The 11,525-nt window shown below is 69.9% G+C and carries 4 protein-coding genes; 2 read left to right on the top strand and 2 right to left on the bottom strand.

Going from position 1 to position 11,525, the window contains the following annotated elements:
* Positions 1 to 33: 33 nt before the first annotated feature.
* Positions 34 to 897 carry an LLM class F420-dependent oxidoreductase gene (locus A5790_RS05025; protein ID WP_066841686.1) on the top strand — a complete coding sequence of 288 codons (864 nt, stop codon included), beginning with the start codon at positions 34 to 36 and terminating at the stop codon, positions 895 to 897.
* Positions 898 to 901: 4 nt separating this feature from the next.
* Here A5790_RS05025 and A5790_RS05020 read toward each other — a convergent pair whose 3' ends face one another.
* Positions 902 to 4,387 (bottom strand): non-ribosomal peptide synthetase, encoded by a 3,486-nt coding sequence (locus A5790_RS05020; protein WP_066841685.1) that lies wholly within the window; start codon positions 4,385 to 4,387, stop codon positions 902 to 904.
* A gap of 102 nt (positions 4,388 to 4,489) precedes the next feature.
* Between A5790_RS05020 and A5790_RS05015 the strand changes: the two genes are divergently transcribed.
* Positions 4,490 to 6,172 (top strand): (2,3-dihydroxybenzoyl)adenylate synthase, encoded by a 1,683-nt coding sequence (locus A5790_RS05015; protein ID WP_066841684.1) that lies wholly within the window; start codon positions 4,490 to 4,492, stop codon positions 6,170 to 6,172.
* Between the two features lie 89 nt (positions 6,173 to 6,261).
* Here the strand turns inward: A5790_RS05015 and A5790_RS05010 are convergent, their stop codons facing one another.
* Positions 6,262 to 11,445 (bottom strand): type I polyketide synthase, encoded by a 5,184-nt coding sequence (locus A5790_RS05010; RefSeq protein ID WP_066841683.1) that lies wholly within the window; start codon positions 11,443 to 11,445, stop codon positions 6,262 to 6,264.
* Positions 11,446 to 11,525 lie beyond the last annotated feature (80 nt).

Raw genomic sequence — 11,525 nt, 5'->3', positions numbered from 1 at the left:
AGTACGGGCTCACACCTTTCGAAGGGATCGTTCATGGACCTGGCAGGCGTCGGTATCTGGAGTTCGCAGTTGCGCTACGGCGACCAGGGTCAAGCGGCCGAGGCCGCAGCGGAGCTGGAGGATCTCGGGTTCTCGGCCCTGTGGGTCCCCGACATCGGTGGCGGGCCGGTCCTCGATTCGGTGGAGCACCTGCTGAAGGCGACCAAGCGGGTGGTGATCGCCACCGGGATTCTCAACCTCTGGATGCACGAGCCCGCGGACGTGGCCGCCCGCTATGCGGCGCTCACCGAAGGCCACGGCGAGCGCTTTCTTCTGGGCATCGGGGTGAGCCATGCGCCACTGATCGACCGGAGGGAACCGGGCCTCTACCGCAAGCCGCTCGCCGCGACCCGCAAGTACCTGGACGGGATCGATGCGACCCCGCAGCCGGTTCCGGTCGCCAACCGGGTGCTCGCGGCTCTTGGTCCGAAGATGCTCGAACTGGCCGCGACCCGGGCACGCGGTGCGCACCCTTTCCTCGTCACCCCCGACCACACAAGGTATGCCCGCGAGCGGCTGGGCAAGGGCCCGCTGCTGTTGCCCGAGCAGACCGTGCTGCTCACCACCGACCGCGACGAGGCGCGTTCGGTCGGAACCGATTGGCTGCGTTCGTATCTGCCGCTGCCGAACTACCGCAACAACCTGCTGCGGACGGGCTTCACCGAGGAGGACGTGGATACGGTCAGCGACCGGTTGTTCGACGCGATCATCGCCTGGGGCGACGAACAGACCGTGCTGAACCGGGTCCAGCAGCACCACGACGCCGGCGCCGATCACGTGTGCGTTCAGGTGCTGACCGCCGACCCGCGGGAGTTCCCGCGCGAGCAGTGGCGGCGATTGGCCAGTGCCCTTCGCTGAAACCCTAGGCTGACGACTCGAGCTCGGACAGCACCGCGGCGCTGTCCATCCGCGCGACCTCCAGGTACACCTCGGCGACCGCGTTGAGCCGCTCGGCGTCGGGTTCGCGGCCCAGAAGTCGGTCGGCGAGTTTGGCGACGCACCGGGCGGCGAACATGTCGGTGACCAACACCGTCGGGGTGTCCAGCCAGTCGCGCGCCCGGGCGACCACCTGGGTGGCGAGCACGGAATCCCCGCCGAGGGAGAAGAAGTCGTCGTCCACACCCACGCGCACGTCGCCATCGACATCGAGCACGTCTGCGACGATCGCCACCAACGCCGACTCCAACGGTGTGGCCGGCGCCCGGTACTCCTGTGCCGCGGGCGGTTCCACGGCAGCGAGCAGCCGCGCCGCGGCCTTGCGGTCGATCTTGCCGTTGACGGTGAACGGGATGCGGTCGGACACCGCGATGATCTTCGGGATCATGTGGGCGGGCACGAGATGGGTCATGGCCTCGGTGACCGTCCGCGCGTTGACCGCGGGATCGTCGGTGCGCACCAACGCCGCGAGCACATCACGTTCGCCGGGAATGACGGCGGCGACCGCGGCGTCGATTCCGACGACCCGCTTCAGCGCGGCCTCGACCTCACCGAGTTCGATGCGGTATCCGCTGACCTTGACCCGGTGGTCGACACGGCCGACGAACTCCAGTGTCCCGTCGGGCAGGTAGCGGACGAGATCGCCGCTGCGGTACCAGGTTCGGCCGTCGTGCTCGACGAACTTCTCGGCCGTCAAGTCGGGTCGCCCGCGGTATCCGCGCGCGATGCCGCGGCCGGTGAACCACAGTTCGCCGGGCACCCAGTCGGGGCAGTCCGACCCGTCGGCGGCCACCACGCGGCAGGCGTTGTTCGGGAACGGGACGCCGTAGGGCACCGACGTCCAGTGCGCGGGCGGATCGTCGACCTCGCAGATCGTGCCGTGCACCGCGGTCTCGGTCGCCCCGCCCAAACCGGCGGCGCGTACGCCCGGAGCCGAGTTGCGCAGGGCTCGAATCAGTTCCGGTCGCACCCAGTCGCCGCCGAGCAGCACCACCCGCAAGCCGGTCAGCCGGTCACCGCCGACCTCGAGCAGCATGTCGAGCCATCCGGGCATCCAGTTCAGGAACGTCACCCCGTGCTGCTGGATCCACCGCGCCCAGGTGTCCGGATCGCGGCGCTGATCTTCGTCGACCACCACGACCGCGCCGCCCGCGCGCAGAAGCGCGAAAATCTCCAGCACCGACATGTCGGCCTCCAACGAGGCCAGCGCCAGGCTGCGATCGCCCCGGTGCAATCCGAAGTGCTCGGAGACGAACTCGATGGTGTTCATCACCGCGTCGTGGGTGAGCTCGACACCCTTGGGCTCGCCGGTCGAACCCGAGGTGAACAGTACGTAGGCAAGCGAATTCCGGTCGGTCTGGACGGGTTGCGCGTCGGTGTCGCGGGTGAGCGCGTCGGCGACGGCGATGACCGGCACGCCGGTGTGGTTCGCCCGCGCGCCGCCGCAAACGAGCACCGCGGCCACCGTGCTCGACTCGAGAGTCCGGGCGGTGCGCTCAGCGGGTTGGTCCGCACCGATCGGGAGATAGGCGGCGCCCGCCGCGAGGATGCCGAGCACCGCGGGAATCTGTTCGGCACACTTGGGGCCGACCAGTGCGACGAGATCACCGGGTCGAACCCCGTTGTCGCGCAACGTCACCGCCACGCTCAGGGCCCGGTCGCGAAGTTCTCCATAGGTCATCTCGCCGTCGCCGCTGAACACCGCCGGGGCGTCGGGGGCGGCGAGCGCTCGGTTGAAGAACCCGTCGTGGATCGCCTCCCCGCTCGGCGGCGCGGTGGTGCTGTTGACCGCCTGCCGCACGGCTCGCTGAGCCTCGGGCACCGCGGGCGGATCGGGTGCGTCCCAGGCGGCGTCGTCGGTCGCGAGCCGGGTCAGCTCGGCGAGGTGGTAGGCGAACATCTCCTGGGCCACGCCGGGCCGGAACGCGTCGACGCGCACATCCCAGTTGATCATCAGGCCGTCGGCGAGCGGGGTGGCCTGCGCGTCGATGAGCACCTGCGGGCCTTGCGAGATCGTCCAGACCGGTGCCCCGAACTGGTCGGTGACCTCGCCGGCGAACAGGTCGCCGAGCCCCAGTGCGCTGGTGTAGACGATCGGTGCCAGCACCTGGTTGCCGCGGTGGCGACCGAGGTCGCGCAACACCGACAGGCCCGAGTACCTCGAGTGCCGCGCGGTGTTGTGCAGCGTCTCCTGCACGGCGCGTGCCCGCTGTGCGGGCGTGCGGGCGTCGGTGAGGTCGATGTCGAGCATCAGAGAGGACGTGAAGCAGCCGACGAGTTTCTCGACGTCGGGATGGAACGGCTCACGGCCGAACATCGGCAGGTTCAGCAAGAACCGCGAACCGCTCGACCAGCGCGCCAGCGCATGGGAATACGACGCCGCAACGGCCATCGCGGGCGTGATGCCACGGCGGTGCGCGGCGGCGAACAAGGCGTCGCGGGTCGGGACGTCGAAGATGTGCCAGAGCCGCACGCTACGCCGCGGGTCGTCCTGTTCGGCAGGCGGAATCAGCGGCAGCGCGGGCGATTCGGGAAGGTCGGGGATGCGCTCGGCCCACCACCGCACGTCTTCGTCGGAGGGGCCCGGATCGGACGCGGCCAGCGCGGCGCGGTACTCCCGGTAGGTGTAACCCAGATCGGGAAGATCGCCGCCGCGGTAGAACACCGCGAGGTCGGCCATGAACTTGCGGTAGCTCACCGCGTCGGCGGCGTTCATGTCCATGTCGACGTGCAGCCGGGTGCGACCGTCGGGCCGCAGCGACAAGCTCAACTCGAGCACGTCGCCGTCGAGGATCTGGTGCGATTTCTCGTGCCGGATGGACTCGAGTCGTTGCTCGGCGGCCTCGGCGTCGAGGTCCCGCAGGTCGTGGACCGTCACGGGCAGTCCGCGGTCACCGATGCGCTGCGTGCCGTCGGGAAGGATCTCGACGCGCAACATCGGGTGGCGCGCAACGAGTTTGGTGGCCGCGTGTTGTAACCGCTCGGGGTCGACGCCGGCACCGTCGAATTCGACGTACAGGTGCGCGGCAACGCCGCCGAGCTGCTGATCGTCGTTGCGGCCCAACCACATCGCGTGCTGCATCGGCGCCAACGGGAAGGGTTGGTTTTCGTCGCCGGTCTGCGCGGGCTCGGCCGCCGGTTCGGCGCCGCCGCCCCCGGACCGCTCGGCCACCAGTGCCGACCACGCCGCCACGGTGGGATTCTCCGCGAGAGCGGCGAAGTTGATGTCCATACCCTGTTTGCGCCACCGGCCCGACAGCGACATCATGCGGATCGAGTCGAGCCCGGAGGCGATCAGGTCGGCGTGCGGGTCGACCTCGTCGGGACTCACCCCGAGGAGTTCGGCGACCTCCTCGCGGACGGTGCGATCGGTTGTTCGCTCTGTCGACGAACCAGTCTCATCCACACCCACGACGCGTCCTCCGGATTAGTACAGGCTGCCCTAACTAACGCGGGGCACGCTACCTTATATGCGACCTACCGAACACACCTACCCCAAGGGGTCGCATCCTTCATGAGCACCGGTTTCGAGCAGTGCCCACAAGCAGATCAACCGCTTCGGAAAGGCGGGCTCGGCGACCTCATGACGGGTTTCGTGCCGTTCCCCGCAGACCGCGCCGACGAGTACCGGCGCGCGGGCTACTGGACCGATGAACCACTCGAGTCGATCCTCAAAGATGCGGTCGCGGCGTGGCCCGATCGGACCGCCGTCATCGACGACCACGTCAGCTACACGTTCGCCGAACTCGACGCCCGCGCCGAGCGTATCGCGGCGGCGCTGGCCGACCACGGCATCCTCCCCGGCGACCGCATGCTGGTGCAGTTGCCGAACACCTGCGAGTTCGCCGTTGCGCTGTTCGGTGTGCTGCGGGCCGGCGTCGTCCCGGTGATGTGCCTGCCGGGGCACAGGTCGGCGGAGCTGAACCATTTCGCCGCGGTCAGCGGTGCGGTGGGCCTGATCGTGCCCGATTCGGTCGGCGGGTTCGACTACCGCGAGCTGGCCGAGGAACTCGTCAGGGACAACCCGGCGCTGCGGCACATGTTCGTCCACGGCGACCCCGGCCGGTTCCAATCCTGGTCCGCGCTGGCCGATTTCGACGGTCCCCTCGCCGAGCGGCCGCCGGTCGACCCCGATGCGCCCGCCCTCCTACTGGTGTCGGGTGGCACCACCGGACTGCCGAAGCTCATCGCCCGCACCCACAACGACTACCTCTACACCGCCAGGACGAGCGCCCAGGAGTGCCACCTGACCGGCGATGACGTCTACCTCATGGTGTTGCCCGCCGGGCACAATTTCCCGCTTGCGTGTCCGGGACTGCTGGGGTCGATGACCGTCGGCGCGACATCGGTTTTCACCACCGATGCCAGTCCGGAAGCCGCGTTCGCGCTGATCGACCGGCACAGGGTCACGGTCACCGCGCTGGTCAACGCGCTGGCCAAGGTGTGGACCCAGGCGTGCGAGTGGGAGCCGGTGCTGCCGACGGGGTTGCGGCTCGTCCAGGTCGGCGGTTCGCGGATGACACCGCAGGAGGCCGAGTACATCCTGTCCGCGCTCACGTCCGGGCTGCAGCAGATTTTCGGCATGGCCGAGGGCATGCTCAACTTCACCCGCCCCGGCGATCCGGTCGACGTCGTGGTCAACACCCAGGGCAGGCCGATGTCTCCGCACGACGAGATGCGCGTGGTCGACGAGTCCGGCGCGCAGGTGGCGCCCGGTGAAGAGGGCGAGCTGCTGGTGCGGGGCCCCTACACGCTCAACGGCTACTACCGCGCCGAGGAGGCGAACGCGCGCTCGTTCACCCCGGACGGCTTCTACCGCAGCGGCGACCGCGTGCGGATCTTCGCCGAGGGCCCGCGCGCCGGCTACGTCGAGGTGACCGGCCGCATCAAGGACGTCATCCACCGCGGCGGTGAGACGGTGTCGGCGTCGGACCTCGAAGAGCATCTGTTCGCCCACCCGGCGGTCGACACCGCGGCGGCGGTGGCGCTGCCCGACGAGTTTCTCGGCGAAAAGATCTGCGCCGCAGTCGTATTCAAGGGCGCCCCGATCACCCTGGCCGAGCTCAACCAGTTCCTCGACGAGCGGGGGGTGTCGGCGCACTGCAGGCCCGACGTGCTGGCACCGCTGCCCGCGCTGCCCAAGACCGCGGTCGGCAAGGTCGACAAGAAGAAGGTCGTTACTGCGCTCACGTCGTGACGCGAGCTTGAACGCGCCGTCGAAACTGAAGAACTGCAGCAATTACTGGCGGTTTCTCGTGCGAACCTTCAGTTTCGGCGGGTTCTCGGTCAGGACACCTCGACCGTCAACGCACCCTCCGGTGCGCCGAGCAGCTCGACGAGGCGTTCTGAGATTGCCGCCGCCGTCGGGTACTCCCACAGCAGTGTCGGCGGTAACGACAACCCGGTCTGCTTCTCCAGCTGCTTGAGCAGCCCGACCGTCATGATCGAGTCCACGCCGACCTCCACCAGCGGCAAACCGGTGTCGACGTCGGCCTCGGCCACGCCCAACTGTGCGGCCACCGCGGCGGTGACGACCTGGGCGACGCGTTCGGGGTCGGCGTCCACCAGGCTCACCTCCGGTGCATCGTCGCCTCCCGGGGCATCGAGTTCGGTGGGCGCCACGTCGGCCAGCATCGGCACCGACGCTGCCGCCGGAAGGAGCGGCAGCACAACAACGTTCGGATCGTCGTGGCGCATCGCCAGGTCGAGTGCCCGCATCGCTTCGTCCGCCCCGATGGTGTCCATGCCCAGCGCGTCCAGTTGCGCCGCCACGAACCCGGACGTCGAGCCCATGCCCAGGCCGCGCCACGCGGTCCAGGCGACGCTGACGGTGCGGTCACCGAGCGCCCGCCGGTGGCGCGCCATCCCGTCGAGGAACGAGTTCGCGCACGCGTAGGCGCCCTGGCCGGGGAAGCCGGCGAGGTAGCCGCACGACGAGAACAGCACCAGCCAGTCCAACTGTTCGGGTGGGAAGACCTCGTGAAGGGTCAGCGTTCCGTCGACCTTGGGACGCATCGCCGCGGTGAAGTCCTCTGGCGTCGTGTTGACCAACAGCGCACCCGCTTCGACACCGGCGGCGTGGATCACCCCGCGCACCGGAGGCAGATCGCGCAGCGCGGCGCGCAGCGCGTCGGCCGCCCCTGCCGCGGCGATGTCCAACGCCACCACGCGCACGGACACACCGCGCTCCTCGAGTGCGGTGACCGTGTGGACCAGCTCCGAATCCGGTTGCCACTGCGAACGATCGGGCATGCCGCTGCGGGAGAGCAACACCAGTCGCCGTGCGCCGATGTCGGCAAGCCGCTGCGCCATTCGCAAGCCGAGCGCGCCGGCGCCGCCGGTGATGACATAGGTGCCGCCTGCCGAGCATTGCATCGGCGCTCCGGTCCCCCGCCCCGCCGCGGACAGCCGAGCCGATTGGGCGGCACCGTCGCGGAAGGCCACGACCGGATGGCCCTGCACCGATGAGAGGACCCCGACCGGCAGTTCGGCTGTGGCCACGTCGATCACGCCGCCGAAGGTCTTCGGGTGTTCGGCGGCAGCGACCCTTGCCAACCCCCACAGCGGTGCGTGCGCCACGTTCGCGCCCTCGTACACGCCCTGCGTGAGCACCCACATCCGCGCCTTGGCGCCGTGGTCGAGCAGTCCGCGCAGCGTCTGCGTCACCACCGCGACCGACTGTTCCGGTGTGTCGTGCGTGCTCGGGAGCACCAGCACGACGGTGTCACGGTCGAACGACTCAGCCGCAGAGGAAATCTCGGCCGCATCGCCGTAAAGCGCATGCGGCACCTCGGCAGCCGAGAGGTCCCGCGTCACGAACTCGCGGATGGCGGTGTCTCCGCCGACGATCACGACCGCCCCGGGCCGGCTGTCGGCCTGCCACGGCACCGGATGCCACGAGAGCCGGTGCAGCATCCGGGAAAGATCACTGCCGGAAGGGTTTTCGAGCTCCTCGAACGACATACCCGTCAGCGAGGCGAGTACCTTGCCGGACTCTTCGGCGAGCAAGACGTCGGTCGTGGTGGTTCCGGGCCTGCGCCGAACGTGCAGCAGCGCCACCGCCGGCGCTCGGCCGTGCACCTGCACGCGGTCGATGTGGGCGGGCATCCGCAGTCGCGGTGGCCCGTCGAACACCGTGGAGGCCGCCGAGGTCGCCGCATCCAGCAGCGGGGCCCAGGTGTCCGGCGTCGTATGGTCCCCGCGCGCGGCGACCTTGGCGAGCAGTTCGCCGTCGCCGCCGTGCAGTTCGAGGATCTCCCAGTCGAATCCCATCGCGGCCACACCCAGCGTCGCCAGCGTGTCCACGACGTGGTTCGAGGGCAGTGGATCACGGCAGCCGTCGCGCACGGACGACTCGTCGAGCACCTCCCCCAGGAGGTCTTCGATGTCGTCGTCGGCTGCGACCACCGCGCTGCTGTGGGTCAGCCAGCCGCCGTCGACGGTGTCCTCGTCGTCGTCGACGAGGCGGGTGGCCAAGGTCAGCCCGTGGTCCTGCAGGACCACCTGCACGTCGCGGGCGCGTCCGGGCGCCACCGGGGTGCGCAGCCGGACGTCGACGAGGTCCCTGCCCGCACGGTCGCAGCGCGTGTCCAGCTCGTTGGCCGCGCCGAGGAAGGTGTTGACGATGACGGCGGCGGGCACGATTTCGGTGCCCTTCACCGGGTGGTCGCCCGGATACGGACGGGAGTCGAGATCCACGCGGGTCTGCCACATCTTGGAGGCGACCGCGCCGGTCACCTCGATCCGGCCCCCGAGCAGGGTGTGGGTGTCGACGTCGTGCACACCCCGGCCGCCGGGCGGAGGGGTGGGAGTGCGCCAGAAGTGGCGGTGGTGCCACTGCGTCACCGGGAGATCTGCCACCCACGGTGCCGATGACAGCTGGTGCTGCACCGGTGCACCATGGCAGTGCAGCGCGGCGACCGCCGTTGCCACCGAATGCATCAGGGGGCGATCACGACGCAACAGCGGGACGACGGCGTGCTGGTCGGTACCGGCCGTCGTGAGCGTCTCGACGATCGAGTGCGCCACCACCGGGTGCGCCGAGACCTCGAGGAACAGCCGATGCCCGTCCTCGATGGCCGTCGAAACGGCTTCCGCAAACCGCACCCGGTCGCGCAGGTTGGCCACCCAGTAATGCTGATCGCGTGGCGCCGCCGAGCGGGGATCGGCCAACGCCGTTGTGTAGAGCGGAATCTCGGGAGTGCGTGACGGCGGGAGTGAAGCCGTGAGGCGTCCGAGCTCGCCGGTCAGCGCATCCATGGCGGGGCTGTGAAACGCGACGTCGGTGTTGACGCGGCGCACCATGAAGCCTTGCTCGGTCCACTCTCGGCACACACCGTCGACCGCCTCGATCGTGCCGGATATCACGGTCGACTCCAGCGACGCGCTGATCGCCGCCACCACGTCGGTCCGCCCGGCCAACCGCCGCTCGGCTTCGGCGAACGGGAGCCGCACGAGCGCCATCGCGCCCTTGCCCATCACCGACCGGAAGCCGCGGGCGCGGTAGCACGCCACCGCGGCACCGACGGTGAGATCGAAAGCCCCTGCGGTGACACAGGCCGCGACCTCGCCGACCGAGTGTCCGATGACCGCCGCCGGGGTGACGCCGCGCGCACGCAGCATCGCGGCCAGACCCACCTGCATCGCGAACGTCAGCGCCTGCACCTGGTCGGTGCCGCCGAGCTCTCCCGTGGTCAGCGCCTGGCGCGCCGAGAACCCCAGCTCCACGGTGAACACCGGATCGATCGCGTCGATCACCGCGGCGAATTCCGGTGCTGCCGTGAGCAGTTCGCCACCCATACCGGTCCAATGTGAGCCGTGACCCGAGAACACCCAGACCGCGCCGTTGACCGCGGCGGGCAGCACCGTACCGGTCACCACGGACGGGTCGGGGATGTCTTCGGCCAGTGCGGTCAACGCGGCCGCCGCACCGTCGGTGTCGTCGGCCACCACGGCGGCCCTGGCCGGTTCGTGTGAACGCCGCGTCCACAGCGTCGCCGCGACTTCGTCGATCGGTGCGGGGTGGCCTCGCAGGTGATCAGCGAGTGCACCCGCCTGGGTGCGCAATCGGGCGACGTTGCGCGCCGAGACGGGGATGATCGCCGGAAGTTGTTGCGCCGGAGGGTGGTGCGCGGACGGTTGGGCGGCAGGCGCCTCCTCGAGGAGCACGTGGGCGATCGTTCCGCCGTAGCCGTAACTGCACACCGCGGCCCGCCGCGGCGCACCGTCGGCGCCGTCCCAGGGCTCGACGCGCGTCGGCACCCGCAGGCCGCTGTTGGCCCAGTCGACGGCCGTAGTCAGCGAGGTGACACCCGCCGTCGGGGGGATGGTCCGATGGTGCAACGCCAGCGCCGCCTTGATGAGTCCCACCACTCCGGCGCCGCCTTCGAGGTGACCGACGTTGGGCTTCACCGACCCGATCCGGCACGGCGCATCGGCGGGGCGGCCCGCCCCGTAGACCGACGCGAGCGCCCCGACCTCGGTGGGGTCACCGGAGGGGGTGCCGGTACCGTGCGCCTCGACGAAGCCGACGCTCTCGGGCGCGATGCCGGCGAATTGGCATGCGCGCCGGAACATGTCGGCCTGCGCGTCGCCGTTGGGCGACATGATGCCGACGGTGCGCCCGTCCTGCGCCACCGCGCCGCCTCGCACGACCGCGTACACGTGGTCGCCGTCGCGCAGCGCGTCGGCGAGGCGCTTGAGCACCACCACGCCCGCACCTTCGCCGCGCCCGTAGCCGTCGGCCGAGGCATCGAAGGTCTTGCACCTGCCGTCGGGCGCGGTCGCGCCTGCCACGTCGAGCACCCGGGTCAGACCCGGTCCGATCAACGCGCTGACCCCGCCAGCCAGCGCCAGCGAGGTCTCGCCGGCATTGAGCATCTGGCACGCCTGGTGCACCGCGACCAGCGAAGCCGCGCACGCCGCGTCGAGGGCGACGCTGGGGCCGCGCAGGTCGAGCAGGTGTGAGACGCGGTTGGCGATGCCGCACAGCGACGTTCCGATGCCGGTCCAGGCTTCGATGCCCGGCAGGTCTTCCATGATCAGCTTGCCGTAGTCGTCGGAGTTGACGCCCATCAGCACCGCGGTGTCGCTGCCCGCCAACGACTTCGGCGGAACGCCGGCGTGCTCGAGGGCTTCCCAGCTCACCTCGAGCGCCAACCGCTGCTGGGGGTCCATCAGTTCGGCCTCGCGCGGTGAGACCCCGAAGAACTCGGCGTCGAACCCGGCCAGGTCGTCGAGGAACGTTCCCCACCGGGTGACATCCTTGAGCACCGCCGCGTTGCGGGGATCGCGCTGAAGGTATGGCTCCCAGCGCTCCGGCGGAACCTCGCGGACGTCGCTGCCGCCGTCGAGCAGGAAGGTCCAGAACTGTTCCGGGGTGCCGATCGCACCGGCAACGCGGCAACCGATCCCGATGATCGCGACCGGGTCGGGGCGTGCGGAATCCTCGGATGGTGCGGTATCGGTCACGTCAGCTGAGTCCCGAAGCCTGGATAGCCTTGCCTAAGAAGCCACACGCCATGGCCGCAATACTGGCATAACCGGGCTCA

Origin of the sequence: Mycobacterium sp. 852002-51152_SCH6134967 (assembly GCF_001667105.1) — a bacterium.
GTDB lineage: Bacteria > Actinomycetota > Actinomycetes > Mycobacteriales > Mycobacteriaceae > Mycobacterium > Mycobacterium neumannii_A.
The sequence above is the reverse complement of the archived record's forward strand: the minus strand, read 5'-3'. Positions and strand labels throughout refer to the sequence as shown.

What these genes read in the sequence shown, in the direction of transcription:
- A5790_RS05025 (WP_066841686.1), top strand. Translation starts at nt 34, where the DNA reads ATGGACCTGGCAGGCGTCGGTATCTGGAGTTCGCAGTTGCGCTACGGC.
- A5790_RS05015 (WP_066841684.1), top strand. Translation starts at nt 4,490, where the DNA reads ATGAGCACCGGTTTCGAGCAGTGCCCACAAGCAGATCAACCGCTTCGG.